The sequence below is a fragment of the Frateuria sp. sgz306004 genome (assembly GCF_057750885.1).
On record NZ_JBYLFE010000005.1, the window covers coordinates 16,907 to 40,393 of the forward strand.

10 protein-coding genes are annotated in these 23,487 nt (G+C 66.7%); 9 read left to right on the forward strand and 1 reads right to left on the reverse strand.

What is annotated here, in order from left to right; genetic code table 11:
• Positions 1–361: 361 nt before the first annotated feature.
• The 5 genes from tviB (at position 362) to AC3G2C_RS11500 (ending at position 6,962) form a co-directional block, all read left to right on the forward strand.
• Positions 362–1,639, forward strand: a complete 1,278-nt coding sequence (gene tviB, locus AC3G2C_RS11480; protein WP_488384745.1) for a Vi polysaccharide biosynthesis UDP-N-acetylglucosamine C-6 dehydrogenase TviB — start codon at positions 362–364, stop codon at positions 1,637–1,639.
• Between the two features lie 16 nt (positions 1,640–1,655).
• Complete coding sequence (locus AC3G2C_RS11485; protein WP_488384746.1) at positions 1,656–2,666, forward strand: NAD-dependent epimerase; 1,011 nt, start codon at positions 1,656–1,658, stop codon at positions 2,664–2,666.
• 103 nt (positions 2,667–2,769) lie between these two features.
• Positions 2,770–4,443: a GMC oxidoreductase gene (locus tag AC3G2C_RS11490; RefSeq protein ID WP_488384747.1), complete on the forward strand. Its 1,674-nt coding sequence runs from the start codon at positions 2,770–2,772 to the stop codon at positions 4,441–4,443.
• Positions 4,444–4,454: 11 nt separating this feature from the next.
• Positions 4,455–5,258 (forward strand): 4'-phosphopantetheinyl transferase family protein, encoded by an 804-nt coding sequence (locus AC3G2C_RS11495; protein ID WP_488384748.1) that lies wholly within the window; start codon positions 4,455–4,457, stop codon positions 5,256–5,258.
• A gap of 303 nt (positions 5,259–5,561) precedes the next feature.
• Positions 5,562–6,962, forward strand: a complete 1,401-nt coding sequence (locus AC3G2C_RS11500; RefSeq protein WP_488384749.1) for a TIGR03013 family XrtA/PEP-CTERM system glycosyltransferase — start codon at positions 5,562–5,564, stop codon at positions 6,960–6,962.
• Positions 6,963–7,046: 84 nt separating this feature from the next.
• Here AC3G2C_RS11500 and AC3G2C_RS11505 read toward each other — a convergent pair whose 3' ends face one another.
• Positions 7,047–7,727 (reverse strand): DnaJ domain-containing protein, encoded by a 681-nt coding sequence (locus AC3G2C_RS11505; RefSeq protein ID WP_488384750.1) that lies wholly within the window; start codon positions 7,725–7,727, stop codon positions 7,047–7,049.
• Between the two features lie 152 nt (positions 7,728–7,879).
• Between AC3G2C_RS11505 and AC3G2C_RS11510 the strand changes: the two genes are divergently transcribed.
• From AC3G2C_RS11510 to AC3G2C_RS11525, 4 genes are all read left to right on the forward strand, one after another.
• Positions 7,880–8,584: a hypothetical protein gene (locus AC3G2C_RS11510; protein WP_488384751.1), complete on the forward strand. Its 705-nt coding sequence runs from the start codon at positions 7,880–7,882 to the stop codon at positions 8,582–8,584.
• 248 nt (positions 8,585–8,832) lie between these two features.
• Entirely contained in the window at positions 8,833–9,750 is a 918-nt protein-coding gene (locus AC3G2C_RS11515; RefSeq protein ID WP_488384752.1) for a cupin-like domain-containing protein, read from the forward strand.
• A gap of 61 nt (positions 9,751–9,811) precedes the next feature.
• A complete protein-coding gene (locus AC3G2C_RS11520) occupies positions 9,812–17,044 on the forward strand; it encodes a hybrid non-ribosomal peptide synthetase/type I polyketide synthase (RefSeq protein ID WP_488384753.1) in 7,233 nt (2,410 codons plus the stop codon).
• Entirely contained in the window at positions 17,041–23,475 is a 6,435-nt protein-coding gene (locus tag AC3G2C_RS11525; protein WP_488384754.1) for an amino acid adenylation domain-containing protein, read from the forward strand. Before AC3G2C_RS11520 ends, AC3G2C_RS11525 begins: the two co-directional genes overlap by 4 nt.
• Positions 23,476–23,487: the final 12 nt, after the last annotated feature.

Sequence of the window (23,487 nt, forward strand, 5' to 3'; positions counted from 1 at the left end):
GCGTCACTCTCGAGAAGACCTGCAAGCCTCGCACGTCAAGATCCCTTGGGACCGCCCGCAGGAATGGCGGCTCTTGCGAGCGGTATCGCCCGCACCTGATGGCACCCCTCAGCGGCTGTAGGAGGGCAAAGGGCATCACATTGCCCGCATCAGCCTTCTGGCAAGCAACCTCTGGCCTAGCGGAAAAGTCGTTCGACCCTGTTAGCCTTGCGCCGCCGACGCCATGTGACGGGCCGGCCGCTTCGCCGGGCACGAAGCCCGTGAGGCGCGAGGGCAAGGCACGCTCGCGAACCGCCCGGAACATGGCATCGGGGATACGTTGATCGGCGCCAACCCACCACACCAGACAGCGGGATCCGGCATGGAAAACCTGGAAGACACCAAACTCGCCATCATTGGCCTGGGCTATGTAGGCCTTCCGCTGGCCGTCGAGTTTGGCAAGCGCTACGACACCCTGGGCTTTGACATCAACCAGTCACGCATCGACGAGTTGCGCGCCGGCCGCGACAGCACGCTGGAAGTGAGCGCCGAGGAACTGGCCCAGGCCGAGCGCCTGCGCTTCGGCCACCAGCTCGCGGACCTGGCCGACCGCAACGTCTACATCGTCACCGTGCCCACGCCCATCGACTCGGCCAAGCGCCCTGACCTCACACCACTGATACGCGCCAGCGAAACACTGAGCCAAGTGCTCAAGCGCGGCGATATCGTGGTGTACGAGTCCACCGTCTACCCCGGCTGCACCGAGGAAGTGTGCGTGCCGATCCTGGAGAAAGGCTCGGGCCTGGTGTTCAACCGGGATTTCTTCGCCGGCTACAGCCCCGAGCGCATCAACCCGGGCGACAAGCAGCACCGCGTCACCAGCATCCTCAAGGTCACGTCCGGCTCCACGCCGGAAACCGCGGACTTTGTCGATCGACTGTACGGCTCCATCATCACGGCCGGCACGCATCGCGCCAGTTCGCTCAAGGTGGCCGAGGCCGCCAAGGTCATCGAAAACACCCAGCGCGACCTCAACATTGCGCTGGTCAACGACCTCGCCATCCTGTTCAACAAGCTGGGCATCGACACGCTGGAAGTGTTGCAGGCAGCAGGCACCAAGTGGAATTTCCTGCCGTTCCGTCCGGGTTTGGTGGGCGGCCACTGCATCAGCGTGGACCCCTATTACCTCACCCATAAGGCGCAGGAAGTCGGCCATCACCCGGATGTGATCCTGGCCGGTCGCCGCACCAACGACAGCATGGGCCCCTACGTGGCCAGCGAGGTCATTCGCCTGATGGTGCGCAAGGGCATCAACCCGGTGCAGGCGCGCGTGCTGGTGCTGGGCCTGGCATTCAAGGAAAACTGCCCGGACCTGCGCAATACGCGCGTGGTAGACATCGTGCAAGCGTTGCGCAGCTACAACGCGCAGGTGGACGTGCACGATCCGTGGGTCAATACCACGGAAGCCGAACACGAATATGGTCTTTCGCCCGTGGGCGAGCCCGCCACCGCGAGCTACGATGCCGTCATCATCGCCGTAGGCCATCGACAGTTCGTGGATCTGGGCGTGCAAGGCATTCGCGCGTTCGGCAAACCTGCATCGGTGGTCTACGATGTGAAGTACGTGCTGCCGCGCGATGCCGTGGACGGCCGACTCTGATTTTCAGGAACAGATCATGAAAGTGCTGGTCACGGGTACCGCCGGTTTCATCGGCTCGCATGTCGCACAGCACTTGCTGGCGCGCGGTGACGAGGTGGTCGGCCTCGACAACCTCAACGATTACTACGACGTCAATCTCAAAAAGGCGCGGTTGGCCCTGCTCACCGAGCGCCCCGGCTACGCGCATATCCACGCCGACCTCGCCGACCGCGAGGCCATGGAGCGCGCTTTCGCCACCCATCGCCCGCAACGCGTGGTGCACCTGGCCGCGCAGGCCGGCGTGCGTTATGCGGCACAGAATCCGCATGCCTACACCAGCAGCAACGTGGTGGGTTTTCTGCACGTATTGGAAGGCTGCCGCCATCATGGCGTGGAGCACCTGGTGTATGCCTCGACCAGTTCGGTCTACGGCGCCAATACGGCCATGCCCTTCTCCGAACACAAATCGGCCGAGCATCCGCTGACGCTGTACGCGGCCACCAAAAAAGCCAACGAGCAGATGGCGCACAGTTATGCGCATCTGTATGGCATCCCTTGCACGGGCCTGCGCTTTTTCACCGTGTACGGCCCGTGGGGCCGCCCGGACATGGCGTTGTTCCTGTTCACCCGCGCCATCCTGGCCGGTGAACCGATCCGCGTGTTCAACCACGGCAAGCACAAACGCAGCTTTACCTACATCGACGACATCGTGGAAGGTGTGGTGCGCACGCTGGACAAGGTGCCCCCCATCGACGGGCACTGGGACAGCAACCAGCCCGACCCCGCCACCAGTGGCGTAGCCCCTTATCGCCTCTTCAACATCGGCAACGAGCGTCCGGTGGAACTGCTGCGCTATATCGAGGTGCTGGAGCAATGTTTGGGCCGCAAGGCCATCATGGAGTTGCTGCCGCTGCAGCCCGGTGACGTGCCGGACACCGAGGCGGATGTAACAGACCTGATACAGACCGTTGGGTATAGGCCGCAGGTGTCGGTAGAAACCGGCGTGGACAACTTTGTACGCTGGTATCGCGCGTACTACGGCGTGTAAAGCCGCCAAGGCCCTTTCCCCGGAACACGCGCCCGCGCCGAAAGGCACGAGCCGCAAGTGCAACTCCACGTCGCAATGGAAATGTGTTCCTTGGGGGAAAGGCGTGATTATCGATTACACGAGCGGCGCATACCCGGCCGAGAAGGAAGTAGACCTGTGCGTGATCGGCGCCGGCGCGGCCGGCATCGCCATCGCCCAGGCATTCATCGATACACCCGTGCGGGTATGCCTGCTGGAGAGCGGCGGCCTTACCGGCGAGCAACGCAATCAAGCCCTGTACGAAGGGCAATCGGTCGGGCCGGTACCCTTTGACGCAGAGAGCTCGCGCATGCGCGTTTTCGGCGGCAGTTGCAACCTGTGGGGCGGCGGCTGCATCCCCCTCAGCAGCCACGACCTTTCTGCTCGCGACTGGGTGCCGCATAGCGGCTGGCCCATCGGCTTCGCGGAGCTGGAGCCTTACTACGCGCAGGCGCGGCGATACTGCGGCATCGACGATTATCGCTTTGGTGACGGCAGCTTCGACGGCCCTACACCGCGTCCGCCGATCGTGTTCGACGATGGCAAGCTGTTCAATCCCATTTTCGCCAAGAGCCCGCTGTTGTTCGGCGATGCCTATCGGCAGGTGCTGGAACGCGCGCCCAATGTCGAGGTGCTACTGCACGCCAATCTGCTCGAGCTGGAAGCCACGGCCAATGGCGACGCGGTACGCGCCGCGCGCATCGGCAGCCTCGAAGGCCACCGCAGCATCATCCGTGCTCGCCATTACGTGCTTGCCTGCGGTGGCATCGAGAATGCACGGTTGTTGCTGCTCTCCCGGTCGGTCGTGCCGCAAGGCCTGGGCAACCGGCACGACATGGTGGGCCGCTATTTCATGGATCACCCAAGCGGCAGGCTCGGCACGCTGACCACCGATGCGCCGCACCGCGTATCGCGCCCGTACGAACGACAGCACCGCAAGAATCAGCACGCGGTGTTCCCCGAGATTGCGCTGTCGCAGCTCTACCAGCGGCGCCATCGAGTGCTCAATGGGCGGGTACATCCATTCGCCGTGGAAGGCCCCATGCCACGCGGGATTCGCGCCTTGCGCGAACTGCGCTCCGCATTGCGGCACACCGTGCTGGACGAGAACGCCGCGCTGGAGGCGCGCCTGTGTGCGGCCATGCGCAACGGCCCCGCCACGGAAACCATCGGCGCACCATCCAGCTTGAGTCTTACCGCGCTCAAGCTCGGCCTGGGCATCGGCGACATTGCCCGCGCGGCCGTGCACAAGCTCACCGATCGTCCCGCCGTTGCCAGCAGCCATATCGAGCTGGTCGGCTTTTTCGAACAAGCGCCCAACCCCGACAGCCGAGTGATGCTCGGCGATGCGCTCGATGCGCTGGGTCAACCCAAGGTACGCGTGGACTGGCAGCTCACCCCGCTGGACCGCTACACCTACCGCAGCGCCGCCAACATGGCCGGGCATGAGCTGGCGCGCGCCTGCAACGGACATTTCGAACTCGAGCCCTGGCTGGCCGACGACGGCTGTACCGTGCCCGTTGTGCATGGCACGGCGCACCACATGGGCAGCACCCGCATGAGCGACGACCCACGCAGCGGTGTGGTGGATCGCCACGGCAAGGTGCATGGCGTGGACAATCTCCACGTGGCCGGCAGCTCCGTGTTTCCCACGGGCGGCTGGGCCTTCCCGACCTTCACCATTGTGGCGCTGAGCCTGCGCTTGGCCGATGAGTTGCGCGGCGTGCTGACCGGTTGCGCCAGTACGGGCCTGCTGTAGCGCGAACGGAAATGCCGACCTTCCATTTCCCCGCTTCCTCGCTGCGCGAAGTGGCCGAGCCCATGTTTCGCAAGGCGCTAGCCAACGGCATAGCGGTGGATACTGCCCACGTGCTGGTGTTCGACAGCAGCCCATGGCGTCACTTTTTCGACGACGCGCAACTGTGGCTCAGCCCGCTGGAGCAACAGCGGGCCTGTCGGTTTCACAAGGCCGAACATCGAGAAACCTACGTGCTGGCGCATGCGCTATGGCGCCTGGCCATCGCCACCGTGTTGGAGCGCGAAGTAACGGCCGTCGGCCTGGCGACCTCACCCAGCGGCCAGCCGTTGCTGCCCGACACGCCTTACGCCACCAGTCTTAGTCACAGCGGCTCCTACGTCGCCATCGCCTTGGCGCGTGCGCGTTGTGTGGGCGTGGACATCGAACAAGCGCCACCTCGCCCAGGGCTGCACGCCCTCGTAAGCGTGCTGTGCGCCCCCAGCGAGGCCCAGGCGATCGAAGGACTGCCAGTCGAGCTGCGTGACGAAGCGTTGTTGCACGTGTGGACGCGCAAGGAAGCCCTGCTCAAGGCGTTCGGCGTAGGCCTGCGCGAGGCGCCCAACAGCATCGCCGCCGATGCAGGCCGACTGATCGATCCGCCGCCAACGGCACCCCAGGCAAGCGCCTGCCTCATCCACGCCCTGCCCTTGCCAGACAGCCTCAGTGGCGCCCTGGCCGCGCCGGCTACGGTCACCCGGCTGACCGTGCACGTACTACCTAGCCCGGGGGATCGGGCCACTCTATCGCCGACCATCTCCTCGCTCGTCATCCCCTGATCGGTTCCAGACAGGCATGACCGCCAGCCCCCTGGCGTTTTGGCGTAGGCGCATCGGGTATCCATCGAGCCATCGAAGCGCCCCATGATTCACGGGGTGCCACACCCAGAGCGTCGTCGCCGCCAGCGGCCGAACGCGTTTTCGCTGAATCGGCGTGCGGTACGGCCAAAGGTGTAACACCGCTGAGACAGCCGAACGGTAGCCACGCCGTCTTACCTAAGTTGCATCGACACTCCCGAAAGGCTCGCGTTAGCCTTTTTGCCACGAAAGGGACTTGTCGAACTTGGGGGTTAGGGGGACCGGATGCTTCGTTTTCTGCGTCGGCAATCGGTGCGTTGGCTCATGCTGCTGGGGCTCTGCGAATTGCTCCTGCTGGCTGCCTCGCTGTGCATGGCCACCTACGCCCGCTACTTCCGCGATGCGGAAGGCCTGGCCGAATTTACCCATCACCTGCCCGAACGCGCCTTGGTGTTCGCCATCGTGATCGTGATCGGCATGGTGGCGATGGGCCAGTATCAGGCGCACATGCGCATGACCCGCTTTGGCCTGCTCGCGCGCCAGGCGGTGGCATTCGTGCTCGGCGGCACCTTGCTGGTGGTCGGCTACTACGTGGTGCCGCAGGCCTATGTCGGTCGCGGTGTGCTGGCCATCGCGCTCACGTTGGGCTTCCTGCTTGTCCTGGCGTGTCGCGTGTTCTTCCTGCAACTGGTGGAAGTGGAAGCGCTCAAGCGTCGTGTGGTGATCCTCGGCGCGGGACAACGCGCGGCGCAAATTCATTTCCAGATGCGCCGCCGCACCGATCGCCGCGGCTTCTGCGTGGTCGGCTACATCCCCCATGCCAGCGAGCAGGTGGTGGTGCCGGCCGAACACCTGATCCGCACCAACCTGCCCCTGAGCACCTACGTACAGCGCGAGCAGATCGACGAAGTGGTCGTGGGTGTGGACGATCGCCGCGGCCATCTGCCCATGGACGACCTGCTCGAATGCCGGCAACTCGGCACCACCATCACCGACCTCACCTCGTTCTTCGAGCGCGAATCGGGCCGTCTGCAACTGACCGTGCTCGACCCCTCCTGGCTGGTGTTCTCCGGCGGCTTCAACGGCACCCCGCTGCGCCAGTTGAGCAAGCGCTGTTTCGATCTCGCCGCCGCCGCGATGCTGTTGCTGCTGTGCTGGCCGCTGATGTTGCTGGAAGCCATCGCCATCTGCGTGGAGTCCGGCCCGGGCCAGCCCATTCTCTATCGGCAGGAGCGCGTGGGTGCGCACGGGCGCACCTTCATGCTGCTCAAGTTCCGCAGCATGCGCACCGATGCCGAACGCGACGGCATCGCACGCTGGGCCAGCAAGAACGACGACCGCGTCACCCACGTGGGCCGCATCAGTCGCAAGCTACGCGTGGATGAGCTGCCGCAATTGTGGAATGTGCTCAAGGGCGACATGAGCATCGTGGGGCCGCGGCCGGAGCGCCCGCAGTTCGTGTCCAACCTGGAAGCGCAGATTCGCTACTACAACCTGCGCCACTGCATGAAGCCCGGCCTCGCCGGCTGGGCGCAACTGAGCTACCCCTACGGCGCCACCGTCGAAGAGGCCGCCGAGAAGCTCAAATACGATCTTTTCTACGTGAAAAACCACAATCTTCTGCTGGACATGTTGATACTCATCCAGACGGTGGAAGTGGTGCTGTTTGGGCGTGGCGCGCGCTAGGCGCGTTCACTCATGCCATGACATCGGCGGTCCACGCGACCCAGCCGGCCACGCCTGGCGCGTGCCCCGCGCGCCAGCGTGCCATCAATTTCCGGAGCCCGAAGGTATGGCTGGCGTGGAGTTAGGCGTGGACCCGACGGCACCGAGCGCATGCAGCGGCGAGCTATACCAGTCGACCACGCGATCGTTCTCAAAGCGTACCCACGATGGGCCGTACTCCCATTGCTCGCCGTGCACGGCAAGCGGCTCGCCCAAGGTCGCTCGCACGTCGTCGCGCGACATGCCCAGCGCCAAGGTACCCGCCGATGTGCTGCTGGCGGCCTGCGGCTGCGCCTCTTCCGCGTTGTCGGTGGACACGGCTGCGGGTACCGGCGCCGGTCGGCCCACCATGTCCCAACCCAGTGCCAGCAAGGCGGCCGCGGGCAGCAACAACGCCCATACCGGGAGGCGCCATGCGGATCGCCGCGGCCCGGGCAGAATGGATGGCGACGATGGCGACGCCGTCTCGGGCACGGCGAAGCGCACGCGGGTCACCGACCCCGGCAGGCGTCCGTGCTCGCGCTCGAACGCCATCGCCGCGTCGTACTGGGCAATCAGGCGCTGCAACTTGGCCGCGGCCACCGGGTCGGCGGGCGCGTCGCCCCGGCGATCCGGATGCATGCGAGAGACATGGCGCCGATACGCCTGCTTGAGATCCGGCAACGAACACCCCGGGCGCAAGCCCAGCGTTCGGTACATGTCGAGAAAATCGGTTTCGCTGGCCAAGCCGGTTTCCCCTCCGGGTGGCAATACCGTTGAACGCCATGCATCGCGCCGGCGCTGAAAAGCATTCTGGGCACAGGGCCATGTCAATCGCAATATCCAAGTTTCTAAGCGCGTATTCACGATCTCCCAAGCGCCATCCATGGGCCCACATCATGGCCGTATTGCTCGCCGGCAGCGCATCGGCGCAAACACCCGTGGCCGCGCCACCGCCAGCACTAGGCGCGCACACCCTGCTCACCCACTCCGAAGGCATGGGCACCAACCCCGCAGTTACCCAGGCCATCGATACCCAAGCCACCGGCAGCTCGTTCCTCGTGCTCAATGGCGGTTATGCCAAGAACGCCAACACCCCGGAAGACAGCTACGGCAATCGCTGGAAGCGCATTGGCGGGCGCCCCGTCTACAACGGCTACGACGGCGCGTTCAGCGTGAGCGCCTATGTAGCGGAGGCCGGCAAGGGTGGCCCTGGCCACACCGTGCGCATCGATAAATCCGGCTACCCCGAGGGTGAAATCTCCGCGCCCTTCATCGAGATCACCCATGCGGGGAACTTGCAGGCCGTAGCGCAGAACTACCCACCGGCCGGCCTCGTACTCACCAGCGCGAGCGTCACCACCACCGGGCCGGCCACCCTGGTCGCCGTATGGTGGGGCGATGCCGGCGTCAAACGCATGACGGTAAAGCCCGATAACGGTTTCACCCTCATCGACAGCTACCTCATGCTGCCCGACAACAGCGGCGTGCAATGCGCCGTGGCGTACCGGCAAGTGGATGCCGCCGGCACCTATCGCGTGAGCTGGGTCGGGGCACCCATCCAGGGCGCCATCCTGTGGCTGTTCGCCTTCCAGGCCAAGTAGCCATACACCCGTTTTTCCAGCCCGTCGCACGCATGCGTGCGAGGTATAGGCAGTAAGGGATAGGGGCAGGAATAGACGGGATGGTCTAGGGAAAAACCCACTCGATCAGCCGACAATCACAGCCATTCCGGGCAATGCAGAACTGCCGGTCGCCACGCTCTGGCAAGGCATCCGTCAGCACCTGCCGCATCACCAGGGGGACTCGCTGAGCGAGTCGGTACCGCACCACGCGGGGGAGGCTGTACATCATGCACGCCGACACGGCTGCTCTGATCGAACTGGATTGGTCATCCTTCGACCCCTTGCACACGCAAGGGCTGCGTCACGCGCTGACCGACCACCCCCTGCTGCAACCCGACCAGCTCGTGGCGCTGGGCAAGCGCTTCCAGGGCAGCAGTCATCTCTTCACCTTCAACAACAACGCCGGTGCCGACGCCAACTTCGACGACGTGGCGCGGCTGTATCCCAATCGACGCTCCGTTACCGACACGCTGCAAGGCATCAACGATGCCAAGGCGTGGATGCTGCTGCGCCACGTTCAGGCCGACCCGACGTATCGCGCCTTGGTGGATCTCGCCCTCGACTCGGTCAAGCCACACGTCGAAGCGAAGGACCCCGGCATGTACTACCGCGCCGGCTGGATCTTCGTCGCTTCGCCGCACACCACCACGCCATTCCACATCGATCGCAACCACGGCATGTTGCTGCAGATCCATGGCACCAAGAAGGTCTATGTGTGGGACATGGACGATGCGGTGGCATGCAACGAGCGCGCACGCGAGTGCTTCCACGCCAGGCACGAGTTGGACAAGGTGAAGTGGGACGAATCGCTGCGCGAGCGCGCCACCGTGTTCGACGTGTCGCCCGGCATGGGCGTGTACATCCCGATCACCTGCCCGCACATGGTGGAAACCGGCGACGAGCCGTCCATCACCATCAGCCTCACCTACAGCACCACCGCCACACGCCGCAATGCGATGGAACATGTGCTGCACGATCTGCTGCACAGCAAGGGGCTCGACCCGCCCAGCGTGGGAAGCCACGCCATGTTCGATCGCCTCAGCTATTTCAGCGCTGCCGCCATGATCGCCATGCACGGACGAGGCAGCCATCCACCCGCCTGTCCTTCGTTGGCCAAACACACCGCTTACGCCGTGGCTGACTGATCGGTCGATCGCTGCCCCGCCTGCACCACCGCCCGTAGTCGACGCACGCGTAGTGAATGCCATGACCGCCAACAGCACCCACCCTTGTGCCTCCGCCAACGCCGCACCCGGCCTGTTCGACGTACTCCTTCGCCAGGGTGGCCTGACCGATGCACAGTGGCACCAGGGACGCCACGCGCTTGCGTTGGCGACTGTGCCAAGCGTTCGCACACTGGCCGCGGCATTGGCGTTGGCCGAGTCGCGCCTTACGGGTGCCGATAACGTCCTCGCCTGCGTAATCACCAACGGCATCACGGTGCAAGCACACGTTCGCGTACCTCATGCCGAGGTCGACCGCCACGCCTGGCTAGCCGACGTGACGACACCGCTCGCCGACCGCAGCGACGAAGCCGGTGACCACGCGTGGTGTGCGACGAGCGAGGCACCGTGCGCCTCGACGTTTGCGCACAGCCAGTGGCAATGGATCGACGGAGAACTGCGCTTCACTTATCAGCTGCCGTTCGATGAAGCGAGCGCCGCCCTGTTCGCCGGATGCGTGGCGCGCGCACTGACACAGCTCACCGAAGGCGACGGCCCCCTGGCTCAGGTCGATGTGATCGACCCGGTCGAGCGCGAGCACCTGCTGCATACCTGGAACGACACCGCTGTTCCCCGCCGCGCTCAAGACACCGTGCACGGCCTGTTTGCCGCTACCGCGCGCCGGCACCCCGAACGCATCGCCATCGAGGCCGATGGCGCCGCCGTGCGCTACGACGCACTGGCCCTGCGCAGCGACTGCATCGCGGCCGGCCTCATGGCCGCCGGCGTGGTGCCGGGCGACATCGTCGCGCTGATGCTGGAACGCTCGCCGGATGCCATCGCCGCCATGCTGGGCATTCTCAAGGCTGGCGCTGCCTTTCTGCCGCTGGATGCCAGCCATCCAGCGGAACGTCTCGCCTTTACGCTCAACGACGCGCAGGCGCGCCTCATCATCGCCGCACCCGGCGGTGTGGCGCTGCCGGGTGTGACCGCGCCATTGCGCACATTGAACGAGCTGGAGGCGGACGCACCGCCGCCGGCATTGCCCAACGTGGAGGGCGATGCACTTGCGTACGTGATGTACACCTCCGGCTCGACCGGTACCCCCAAGGGCGCGCAGATCATGCATCGCGCCATCATCCGCCTGGTGGTCGATGTGGACTACATCCACGTTGGCGACGCCCCGCGCATGTTGCACGCCGCGCCTCTGGGTTTCGACGCTTCCACGCTGGAAGTCTGGGCGCCGCTGCTCAATGGCGGCACCTGCATCGTGCACGGCGAACGCATCCCCACCGGCTGCGGACTGGCCCGCACCATCCAGCGCCACCAAGCACGCATCGCCTGGCTCACGGCGGCATTGTTCAACGCCATCGTGGACGACGACGCCAGCCGCCTGGAGGGTCTGCGCCAGCTGCTGATCGGCGGCGAAGCACTCTCCGTGGCGCATGTGCGCAAGGCCTACGCCGCACTGCCGGATGTCACCATCATCAACGGCTACGGCCCGACGGAGTGCACCACATTCTCCGCGACTTACCCCATTCCGCGCGACCTCGATGCGCAAGCGCGCTCCATCCCCATCGGCCGCCCGATTCCCAACACGACCTTGCATGTGCTCAACGCAGGTGGCCGTCATGTACCTGTCGGCGTGGCGGGTGAGTTGTACATCGGCGGCGCCGGCCTGGCGCGCGGCTACCTCGGCCAGCCGCAACTGACGGCCGAACGCTTCGTACCCGATCCATTCGCGGCGCCTGGCGAGCGCCTGTATCGCACGGGCGACCTGGTGCGTTGGCTGCCCGACGGCGTGGTGGAATTCATCGGGCGCACCGATCACCAGGTAAAGATTCGCGGCTTTCGCATCGAGTTGGGCGAGATCGAGGCGGCCCTGCAACGCATCGCCGGCGTGCGCGCCGGTGCGGTGCTCGCGCGAGAGGACCGCCCCGGCCAGAAACGCCTGGTGGCCTACTACGTGGCCGACGGTGCCGCGCTCAGCGCTCGTCGCCTGCGCGAGCAACTCGCCCAGGCGCTCCCCGAATTCATGGTGCCGGCGATTTACCTGCGCCTGGACAGCCTGCCGGTAACGACCAACGGCAAGCTCGATCGCCGCGCCCTGCCCGCCCCCGATAGCCGCCGCCCGGAACTGGCGGAAGCCTACGTGGCGCCGCAAGACACCATCGAGCAGAAGCTGTGCGACATCTACGCCGACATGCTCGGGTTGGATCAGGTGGGTCGGCTCGACAACTTCTTCGACCTGGGCGGTCATTCGCTACTGGCCGTGCGCACGCTCGCCCGCATCCATGCGGACGTGTCATCCGTGCCGAGCATCGCCGCCTTCTTCGCCCAACCCACGCCCGCGGCGCTGGCGGCACTCGCTCGCCACGACGGTGCCACCTCCGCGCTAGCTACGCGCCTGGCGCGCGGCCGTCATGACGACCACGGCGAGCCCATCGCCATCATCGCGATGGCCGGCCGCTTCCCTGGCGCCGCCGACGTGGAGGCGTTCTGGACCAACCTGTGCGAAGGGCGCGAATCGATCACGTTCTTCAGGCCCGAGCAATTGGACCCTGCCGTGCCGGCGAGCGAGCGCGGCGATGCGGCCTACGTGGCCGCACGCGGCATCGTGGATGGCGTGGAAGAGTTCGATGCCAGCTTCTTCGGCATGTCTCCACGCGAAGCGGAGCTCACCGATCCACAGCAGCGCATTTTTCTGGAGCTGTGCTGGGAGTGCCTGGAACGCGGCGGCTACGTACCCGATGCGCACGAAGCGCCGGTGGGCGTATTCGGCGGCATGCACAACGCCACCTATTTCCAGCGCCAGCTCAGCACGCGCCCGGACCTGATCGACAAGCTCGGCGCTTTCCAGGTGATGCTCGCCAACGAGAAGGACTACCTCACCACCCGCGTCGCCCACAAGCTCAACCTCACCGGGCCGGCCATCAGCATGAACACGGCCTGCTCCACCTCGCTGGTGGCAATCTGCCAGGCCACTGCCGCGCTTCGCGCTGGTCAATGCGAGATGGCGCTGGCGGGCGGCGCCTCCATTACCTGCCCGCCGCGCAGCGGCTACCTCTCGCAGGAAGGCTCGATGCTGTCGCCCGACGGCCATACGCGTACCTTCGATGCGCAGGCGCAGGGCACGGTGTTCAGCGACGGCGCGGCCGTCGTCCTGCTCAAGCGCCTCTCCGACGCCGAACGCGATGGCGACACCATCTACGCCATCATCCGCGGTGTCGCCGTCAACAACGATGGCGGCCACAAGGCCAGCTTTACCGCGCCCAGCAGCGCCGGCCAGGCCGCCGTGATCAGCATGGCGCTGGCCGACGCCGGCGTGGATGCGCGCTCCATTTCCTATGTGGAGGCACACGGCACCGCCACGCCCCTGGGCGACCCCATTGAAATCGAAGGCCTCACCGCGGCCTATCGCCGTTACACCAACGAACGCGCCTTCTGCGCCATCGGCTCGGTCAAGAGCAACATGGGCCACCTGGTGATGGCCGCCGGTGCCACCAGCGTGATCAAGACGGCGCTCTCGCTGCACGAACGCGTGCTACCGCCGAGCCTGCACTATCAGTCGGCCAACCCCAAGCTCGCCCTCGACGAAACTCCCTTTGTGGTGAACGCCGAGCTGCGCGCCTGGACCGGTGGTGACGAACCGCTGCGTGCCGGCGTTAGCTCGTTCGGTGTAGGCGGCACCAATGCGCATGTGATTCTGGAGCAGGCGCCGCCCGCCGTCGCTTCCGAGCCGGCCGACGGTCCGCAACTGTTGTTGCTTTCCGCACGCTCCGCCGACGCGGTGGCCAGCGCGGCCACGCGATTGGCCGCACACCTGCGCGCTCATCCCGAAAGCAATCTTGCCGATGTGGCGCACACCCTTATCCAGGGGCGTAAGCGCTTTGCCCAGCGTCTTGCCGTAGCGGCGCAGGACACCGCCGATGCCGTCACGCGCCTCACTGCGCTGGCCGCCAACCAGGCCCGTAGTGCTCAAGCGGCCCCGGGCGTGGTGTTTCTCTTTCCCGGCCAAGGCTCGCAGTACGCCGGCATGGGGCGCGCGCTACACGCCGCCGAACCGGTATTCCGCCAGGCGTTGGACGCCTGCGCGGAGGCACTGCACGCCGAGCTGGGTTTCGACCTGCGCGAGCGCTTGTTCGCCGACGACGCCGATGCGCTGCGCGAAACCTCGCTGACCCAACCCGCCACCTTCGCCATCGAGTATGCGCTGGCGCAATGGTGGCTCAGCCTGGGCGTGCGCCCGGTCGCCATGATCGGCCATAGCGTGGGCGAGTTCGTGGCAGCCGTGCTGGCCGGCGTGATGACACTCCCCGACGGCGCGCGCCTGGTCGCGCGTCGCGGTCGCCTGATGCAGGCGCTGCCTGCCGGCGCCATGCTTTCGGTACGTCAGGATGCGTCCGCGTTGATCACGCGCCTGCCGGCAACGCTGCAACTGGCTGCGGAGAACTCCCCCCAGGCCAGCGTGGTCAGCGGCGAGATCGCCGAAGTGGAAGCTTTCCGCGCCGCGCTGGAGCGCGACGGCGTGGCCTGCCGCGTGCTGCAGACCTCGCACGCCTTCCACTCCGCCATGATGGACCCTGCACTCGCGCCGTTCGGCGAGGAGGTGGCGAGCATCGCGCTGGCGGCGCCGCAGCTGCCGATCATCTCCACGCTCACCGGACAGCGCCTCACCGATGCGGAGGCCACCTCCCCCGCCTACTGGACGCGTCATCTGCGTGGCACCGTGCGCTTCTCCGGTGCGCTGCTCGATCAACTGGCCCAGGCCGATACCGTATTCCTGGAAGTAGGTCCGCGCACCGCCTTGAGCACGCTGGCCCGCCAGCATCCGCAGAGTCGTGGCCGCACCATCGCCGCGTCGCTGGCCGATGCGCCCGAACGCGAGCGCGCCGCGCTACTCGACGCCGTCGGCCAGTTGTGGTGCGCCGGCGCAACGCTCGATCTGCCGCAACTGGATCGGCGCGAACATCGCCATCGCCTGGCGCTGCCCACCTACCCCTTCGAACGCAAACGCTACTGGATCGATGCCGCCGCGCCTGCCAGCCAGGCCGGCCATGCGCCGGCAGCGCCTGCGCGCGACAACGTCATTCCTTTGTTCAATCCACCGACTGCCCCCGTTGCGGAGAGCCCCATGGAAGCCAACCTCTCCGGCCCCAGCGCCGGTACGGCCCGTTACAACCGCTTGCTCAGCCAGCTTGTCGAGCTTTTCGAAGACGTGGCCGGTACCGAGCTCGCCGGCACCGACCCAGGCGCCGGATTCGTGGAGCTGGGCCTGGATTCGCTGGCCCTCACCCAGGTCGCCCTACAACTGCAAAAGACCTTCTCGCTCAAGATCACCTTCCGCGAGTTGATGGAGTCGTTCTCCTCCTTCGAGCGTCTCGCCATGCACATCGACCAACTGCTTCCTCCGGACGCCGCCGCCCCCGCGACCAGCGCGCCCGCCACCGCATCGGCCACGACGGTCGCCATGCCGTCCGCCGCACCCACGTTCGCCATGCCCGCCGTCACCGGCAACGCCATGCAGGACGTGATCCAGCAGCAGATGCTGATCATGCAGCAGCAACTGGCCTTGCTCGCCGCCGCCAGCAGCGGCGCGCCGGTTGCCATCGCCACGCCAACGCCGGCTCCCGCGACGCCAGCGGCACCCAGCGCACCCGCCGCCGCTTCAGCGCCCGCTTCCGCCAGCGCGCCTGCGCCCGACGAAGAGGCCGCGCTCGCGCACACCACCTACGACGTGAAGAAGGCCTTCGGCGCCATCGCACGCATCCACTCCACCACCACCGATCTGTCCGAGCGCCAGCGCGCCCGCCTGGACGCCTTCATGCGTCGCTACATCGACCGCACGCGCGCCTCCAAGGAATACACCCAGCGGCATCGCGATCACCTTGCCGATCCGCGCGTGGTGAACGGCTTCCGTCCGTTGCTCAAGGAAATGATCTACCAGATCGTGGTGAATCGCTCCAAGGGTTCCAAAGTGTGGGACTTGGACGGCAACGAATACATCGACGCCTTGAACGGCTTTGGCATGAACCTGTTCGGCTGGCAACCGGACTTTGTGCTCGATGCCGTGCGTCGCCAACTGGACGCCGGCTACGAAATCGGCCCGCAACACCCGCTCGCCGGCGAAGTCGCCGAACAGGTCTGCGAACTCACCGGCTTCGACCGTGCCGCGCTGTGCAACACCGGCTCCGAAGCGGTGATGGGCACCATCCGCATCGCCCGCACCGTGACCGGCCGCGACACGCTGGTGATCTTTACCGGCTCCTACCACGGCATCTTCGACGAAGTGATCGTGCGCGGCACCAAAAAGCTGCGCTCGGTGCCTGCCGCACCCGGCATTCTGCGCAATACCTCTGAGCACGTGCTGGTGCTCGACTACGGCACGCCCGAGTCCTTGCAGATCATCCGCGAACGCGCGGCTAGCATCGCCGCCGTGCTGGTGGAGCCGGTGCAGAGCCGCCGGCCGGATTTCCAGCCGCGCGACTTCCTCAAGGAGCTGCGCGCCATTACCGCCGACGCCGGCGCGCTGCTCATTTTCGACGAGGTAGTCACCGGCTTTCGCTCGCACCCGCGCGGCGCGCAGGCCATGCTCGGCATCGACGCCGACCTCGCCTCCTACGGCAAGGTGGTGGGCGGCGGCTTCCCCATCGGCGTCATCGCCGGCAAGCGCCGCTACATGGATGCGCTCGATGGCGGCGGCTGGCAGTACGGCGACGCATCCATTCCCACCGTCGGCGTCACCTATTTCGCCGGCACCTTCGTGCGCCACCCGCTCGCACTCGCGGCGGCACATGCGGTGCTCACCCACCTCAAGGCCAACGGGCAAGCGCTGCAGGAGCGCCTCAACACGCGCACCGCCCTGCTCATGGACGAACTCAACGCCTTCTGCGCCAGCGTGGGCGCGCCCATTCACCTGGTGCACTTCGCCTCGGTATGGAAAACCAACTTCACCGAGGACCACCCGCTGCAAGACCTCTTGTTCGCCATGATGCGCAGCCGCGGCATCCATGTGCTGGACAACTTCCCCTGCTTCTTCACCACCGCGCACAGCGAGCAGGATTTCCTCGCCATCGCCAAGGCCTTCAAGGAATCGGTGCTGGAGTTGCAGGAAGCGGAGTTCCTGCCCCGCAACAAGAACGTGGAAACCCTCGCCTTCGATGCCACGCGCCCGCCCGTGCACGGCGCGCGCCTGGGCAAAGATCACGAAGGTAACCCGGCCTGGTTCGTGCCCAATCCGGATATGCCCGGCAAGTTCATGAGGGTCAACGCATGATTCCCAACGACACGACGCCGCTCCCCACCGCCGCCCCGGTCGCCGTGGACTATGACCCTTTCGCGGGTTCCGCCCTGGCCCATGTCGTTCCCGCCACCGCGCCCCAGCGCGAGGTATGGCTTGCCTCCACGCTGGAGCCGGCCGCCTCGCTCGCCTATAACGAGTCGATCTCCCTGCGCCTGCAAGGCGAACTCGACGTGCCCGCCCTGCAGGCCGCTCTGCAGCAGTTGGTGGAACGGCACGAGGCCTTGCGCGCCACCTTCAGCCGCGATGGCGAGGAGCTGTACGTCGCGGCACAACAGGCGTTTGCGCTGCCCGTACGCGATCTCTCCTGGCTCGGCGTGGACGAACGCGATGCGGATATCGAGGCCACGCTGAAGCGCGCCGTGACGGAGCCGTTCGACCTGGAGAACGGTCCGCTCGTACGCGCCGAATTGCTCAACCTCGATCCGCAGGATCATCTGCTGGTGTTCACCGCGCACCACATCGTGTGCGACGGCTGGAGCTTCGGCGTGATCGTGCGTGATCTCGCGGCGTTGTACGCACAGCAGTTGACCGGCGGCGACGCCCTGCCTCCGGCCGACGCCTTCAGTGCCTTCGCCCTGGCGGAGGCCGCGCATGCGCAGAGCGAACAAGGTCGAGCGGCCGAGACCTACTGGCTCAAGCGCTTCGCCGATGCCACGCCCTCGCTGGACCTGCCCACCGACCATCCGCGCCCTCGCCAGCGCAGCTTTGCCTCCCGTCGCGAAGACCTCACGCTCGACGGTGCCCTGATCGCCGGCATCAAGCGCATGGGCGCGCAGCGCGGCGCCAGTCTCTATGCCACCCTGCTCAGCGCGTTCGGCCTGCTGCTGCAACGTCTGAGCGGGCAGGACGACGTGGTTATCGGCATTCCTTCCGCAGGCCAGGCTGCCGGCGGTCACGATGCGCTCGTGGGCCATTGCGTCAACGTGCTGCCGCTGCGCGTGGCGATCGACCTCGCCGCCCCCTTCGCACAGAGCCTGAGCCTGGTGCGCAGCGATCTGCTCGATGCGTTTGAGCACCAGCAGTACACCCTGGGTAGCCTGTTGGCGCGCCTGTCGCTGCCGCGCGACCCCAGCCGCCTGCCGCTGGTGAGTGTGCTATTCAACCTCGACCAGGCGCTGGACGAGCGCAGCGTGACCTTTCCGGGCCTGCGTTTTCAGTTCGCCGGCAATCCGCGCGCCTTCGAAAATTTCGAGCTGTTCGTCAACGCCGTACAACTGCCCGATGGCTTGCGCCTGGAGTGCCAGTTCAACAGCGACCTATTCGACGCGGCCACCATCCGCGCCTGGCTGGATGCCTATGTAACCCTGCTGCGCAGCGCGGTCGCCACACCCGAGGCCGCCGGCGGCGCGCTGGCCCTGGTGTCCGATCAAGCGAGCGATGCGCTGCACGCCCTGCAACCCGCGCGCACACCCTATGCGGCCGACCGCCTGGCCCACGAATACTTCGAGCAACAGGTGGATCACGACCCCGCGCGCATCGCCATCGCCCAGGGCACCAACCCGCTCACCTACGCCCAGCTGGAAGCGCGCGCCAATCGCATTGCCCAGGTGTTGCGCCAACGCGGCGTGGCGCATGGCAGCCTGGTAGGCCTGTCGCTGTCGCGTGGACCCGACATGGTGGCGGCGCTGCTCGCCGTCCTGAAGACTGGCGCGGGCTATGTGCCGCTGGACCCGAGCTTTCCCGCCGAACGCCTGGCGTTCATGGCCGAGGATGCGGCGCTGGCCGCCTTGATCGTCGATGACGAAGCGGGCGAAGCCCTTGCCTTTCCCGCCGACCGCCAGCTATCCCTGCGCCGCGATGCAGCGGCCATCGACGCGGCCAGCTCCGCGCGCTTGCCGCGCGACGAACGCGCGGCCACGCCCGAGTCGGTGGCGTACCTGATCTATACCTCTGGCTCCACCGGCAAACCGAAAGGTGTGCGCGTACCGCATCGCGCCACCTCCAATTTCCTCGCCAGCATGCAGCAACAGCCGGGCATTGGCCCGAACGACCGCCTCGTGGCGGTGACCACGCTGTCGTTCGACATCGCCTTCCTCGAACTCATGCTTCCGCTCAGCGTGGGCGCGGCCATCGTGCTGGCCAGCTACGACGACGTGCGCGACGGCGCCGCGCTGCGCCGGCTGGTGGAACAGAGTGACGCCACCATGATGCAGGCCACGCCGGCCGGCTGGCGCATCCTGCTCGAATCCGGCTGGGCGGGTCGCGCTGGTTTCAAGGCCATCGCCGGCGGCGAACCGCTGCCACTCGATCTCGCCGAGAGCCTGCTGGAACGTTGTGGCGAACTGTGGAACGCCTACGGCCCCACCGAAACCACGGTGTGGTCCACCCTGTGGCACGTGCAGGCGCCGCGTGCCGGCATCTTCATCGGTCGGCCCATTGCCAACACCACCGTACACATTCTCGACGAGCACGGTGCGCCGTGCCCGCTGGGCATGCCGGGCGAGATCTACATCGGCGGCGATGGCGTAACGCTGGGCTACCTGCATCGTCCCGAACTCAACGCCGAACGTTTCCTGCGCGATCCATTCGACGGCTCGCCGTCCGCCCTCATGTATCGCACCGGCGACCGTGGCCGCTGGCTCGCGCAGGGCCTCTTGGAACATCGCGGCCGCCTGGATTTCCAGGTGAAGATTCGCGGCTATCGCATCGAGCTGGGCGAAATCGAAACCGCGCTCGCGGATTTGCCGGAGGTGGCGCGCGCTGTCGTGGTGGCGCGAGAGGATCGCCCCGGTGACGTGCGCCTGGTGGCCTACGTGGTGCCACGCGAAGGTGCGGCCATCGAGGAAACGGCATTGTGTCCGCGCCTTCGCCAGCGCCTGCCGGACTACATGGTGCCGCAGCACATGATGGCGCTGGATGCCATTCCGCTGCTGCCCAACGGCAAAATCGACCGCAAATCCCTGCCCGCGCCTGCGGTGCATTCGGCTGCCGCGGATCGGCCACGCCAGGCGCCGCAGAGCGATACCGAACGCCGCGTCGCCGCAGCGATGGAAGCGGTGCTCGCCTTGCCCGAGCTGGACGTCAACGACAACTTCTTCGCGCTGGGCGGCCACTCGCTGCTCGCCGCGCAACTCACCGCGCGACTCAACCGCGAGTTCGAGATCACGCTGTCCTTCCGCACCTTGTTCGACGCACCGACCATCGCCAGCCTTGCCGCCACCATCGACCAGCTCAAGGCGAGCGGCCAGGCCACGTCGGCCCCGCCGATCCAGCGTCGCGCCGAGCAGGGCCGCGCGCCGCTCTCGCTGATGCAGCAGCGTCTCTGGGCGCTGGAGGAACTCCAGCCCGGCCGCGTCACCTACAACGCGCCCTCCGCGCATCGCCTGAGCGGCCCCCTGAACGAGGCGGCCTTTGAGCAGGCCATGCACGAACTCATGCGCCGCCAGCCGATCCTACGCACCGCGTTCCGTCGCGAAGGCGACGAAGTGGTGCAGGTAGTCGAGGACATCAAACTCTCCCTGTTCCCGGCCGAAGATCTATCCACGCTGCCGGCCGACCAGCGCCAAACCGCGCTGATGGAACGGCTGCAAGCGCTTACCGATACGCCGTTCGACCTTACCCGCGCGCCGCTGTTCAGCGCACGCATGTTCAAGCTGGCGCCGGACGAACACGTGTTCTTCTTCATGCCGCACCACATCATCTGGGACGGCTGGTCGTTCGACATTCTCTACGCCGAACTGTCGGCGCTGTACAAAGCCTTTGCCGAAGGGCGGCCATCGCCGCTGGCCGAGCTGCCCGTGAGCTACGGCGATTTCGCCGCCTGGCACGCGCAATGGCTGGACAGCGAGCCGTTCAAGGCGCAGTTGCAGTACTGGCGCGAGCGCCTGGCGCAGGCACAGGAAACCCACGCCCTGCCCACCGACCATCCGCGTCGCCCTGGCATGTCGGGCGTTGGCCGCACGGAATGGATCCGCGTGCCCAAAGAGCAGACCGACGCCATGCACCAAGTGGCCAAGCAAGCCGACGCCACGCTCAACATGGCCTTGCTCGCGCTCTACTACGTGTTGCTCAGCGGCATGGCCGGCCAGCGCCACCTGGTAGTGGGCACGCCCGTGCGTGCGCGCAACCAGACGGAAGTAGAAGCGGTGATGGGTTACTTCAACAACCTGCTTCCGCTGCACATCACGGTAGACCCAACGTTGCGCTTCATCGACTTCGTGCGACTGGTGAAGAACGCCGCCATCGAAAGCTTCGGCCACCCCGATGTACCGCTGGAGTTCCTGCAGCGCGAGCTGCGCACCGGCCACGGTCATGGCGCCGTGCTGTATCAAGCCCTGTTCTCGTTCCAGGATGCGCGCCAGCGCGTGGTCGATTGGGGCGGCTTGCAGCACGAACAGATTCTGTTGTTCCAGAGCGGTGCCACGGAAGACCTGGGCTTGTGGTTCCTGGAGAACACCAAGGGCCTGCTCGGCGGCGTCACCTACAACGCCGACATCCTGCAAGCCGACACGGCACGCCTGCAGCGCGATCGCTACCTGGCCTTGATGGCTCGCGTGATCGCGGACCCGGCGCAAACCATCGAGGCGCTCAACGCCATCACCACCGAGGAACACGCCCAGCAGCAAACCTGGAACGCGCCACACGCCGCCATCGCATCACCGGTGGATGCGTTAAGCCAATTCGAGGCCCACGCCGACGCGACGCCCACGGCGCCCGCGCTCGCGGTAGGCAACTGGAATACCTCCTACCAAGATCTGGAAACGCGCAGCAATCGCGTCGCCGATTGCCTGCGCCAGCGCGGCGTGGGGCGCGGCTCCATCGTGGCGCTGTGCGCCGAACCCGGCATCGGACGCCTGAGCGCCCTGCTCGGCACGCTCAAGGCGGGCGGCACGCTGTTGCTGCTGGACCCGCAAGATCCGCCGCCGCATCAACGTGACCTCATCGACGACGCCGGCGCCCACTTCGTGCTTGGCCCCGCGTCGCTGGAAGCCGCGCTGGATTGGCCGCACGCCAAAGCGCTGTGGTTGGACACCGATACCGGCGAACTGCTCGCCGCCTCGCCGCAACGCCAGACGACGGGGCGCGCCTCGCTCGACGACATCGCGATGGTGACCTATCACCCCGGCGCCGATGCCAAGCCACACGGCATCGCCATCAGTCATCGTGCCCTCGCCCGACAAATCGCCGCGCTGCGCGACGAACTGCATGTGGGCCCGCCCGATAGCGTGGTGGGCATCGCGCCACCCACCACCGGGCTCTCCGTGGTGGAGCGCCTGCTCGCCCTGACCAGTGGTGCCAAGTTCGTGCTGGCGGACATTCACCAGTCCAACGACGGCGAGGCCATGCTCGGCCTGCTCAAGGCCACCGCCGCCAACATCGTGCTGGCGCCCGCGCCGGCGTGGCGGGCCCTGCTCGACGCAGGCTGGGAGGGCGAGCCTGCGCTGCGCGCCGTATGCGTTGGCGGTGCACCTACCCCCGAACTCGCCAGCCAGATCGCCGAGCGCAGCGCGGGCGTGTGGAACCTGTTCGGCAGCGACGCCACCGCCCCCGTGGTGAGCGCCGGACGCATCGCCAGCCCGGCCGATGGCGCGCATGCGGGCCGCCCCTTGGCCGGCACGGTGGCCTGGATTCTCGATGCACAGCAACGCCCCTGCCCGGTAGGTGCGATTGGCGAGATACACCTGGCGGGCGAGGCACTTTCGGTCGCGTTCGGTCAGCGGGCCAACGGGCAAGCGCCCCGCACCATCACGCTCGACGACACCACCGCGCTGCGGCCCACCGGCTACCGCGCCCGCTGGCTGGCCGATGGTCACATGCAGGTGCTCGGTCGCTTCGACCGGCGCGTACAAATGGACAGTCGCGAGATCGATCCCGCCGCTGCCGAGGCTCTGCTGCGTGCGCAGCCGGGTGTGGCGGAAGCGGAGGCCATCGTGCGCACCGACGCCACCGGCGCCAGCCAGATCGACGCCTACGTGGTTGCCAGCGGCAACGCCTCGCTCGACCGCGATTCGCTGCGCACAACGCTGAGTCGCCAACTGGCCGTGCACGCCATGCCGCGGCACCTCGTCGTGCTGGAGGCGCTGCCGCGCCTGCCGGATGGCACGCTGGACATCGCCGCCCTGCCGCTACCCGGCGCGCACAGCGACGATCTCACGGAGCTCGCGGTGCAACCCAAGACGCCCGGCGAGCAACTGCTGGCGGCCCTGTGGAAGGAACTGCTGCACACCAGCCAGGTGCGCACCAGCGACAACTTCTTCGACATTGGCGGTCACTCCCTGCTCGCGGTGGAAATGGCCACGCGCGTGCAGCGCGAAACCGGCGTGCGCCTGAACCTGCTGGATATCGCCAACGGCACGTTGAGCACGCTCGCCGCCGAACTGGCTGCATTGCCCGAGACGCCGCCCGCCCAGCAGCGCCCCGCGCCCTTGGGCCAGCGCCTGCGCAGCTTGTTCGGAAGGCGCTGACATGAATGCATC

What these genes read in the sequence shown, in the direction of transcription:
- AC3G2C_RS11515 (WP_488384752.1), top strand. Translation starts at nt 8,833, where the DNA reads ATGCACGCCGACACGGCTGCTCTGATCGAACTGGATTGGTCATCCTTC.
- AC3G2C_RS11495 (WP_488384748.1), top strand. Translation starts at nt 4,455, where the DNA reads ATGCCGACCTTCCATTTCCCCGCTTCCTCGCTGCGCGAAGTGGCCGAG.
- AC3G2C_RS11510 (WP_488384751.1), top strand. Translation starts at nt 7,880, where the DNA reads ATGGCCGTATTGCTCGCCGGCAGCGCATCGGCGCAAACACCCGTGGCC.
- AC3G2C_RS11500 (WP_488384749.1), top strand. Translation starts at nt 5,562, where the DNA reads ATGCTTCGTTTTCTGCGTCGGCAATCGGTGCGTTGGCTCATGCTGCTG.
- AC3G2C_RS11525 (WP_488384754.1), top strand. Translation starts at nt 17,041, where the DNA reads ATGATTCCCAACGACACGACGCCGCTCCCCACCGCCGCCCCGGTCGCC.
- AC3G2C_RS11485 (WP_488384746.1), top strand. Translation starts at nt 1,656, where the DNA reads ATGAAAGTGCTGGTCACGGGTACCGCCGGTTTCATCGGCTCGCATGTC.
- tviB (WP_488384745.1), top strand. Translation starts at nt 362, where the DNA reads ATGGAAAACCTGGAAGACACCAAACTCGCCATCATTGGCCTGGGCTAT.
- AC3G2C_RS11520 (WP_488384753.1), top strand. Translation starts at nt 9,812, where the DNA reads ATGACCGCCAACAGCACCCACCCTTGTGCCTCCGCCAACGCCGCACCC.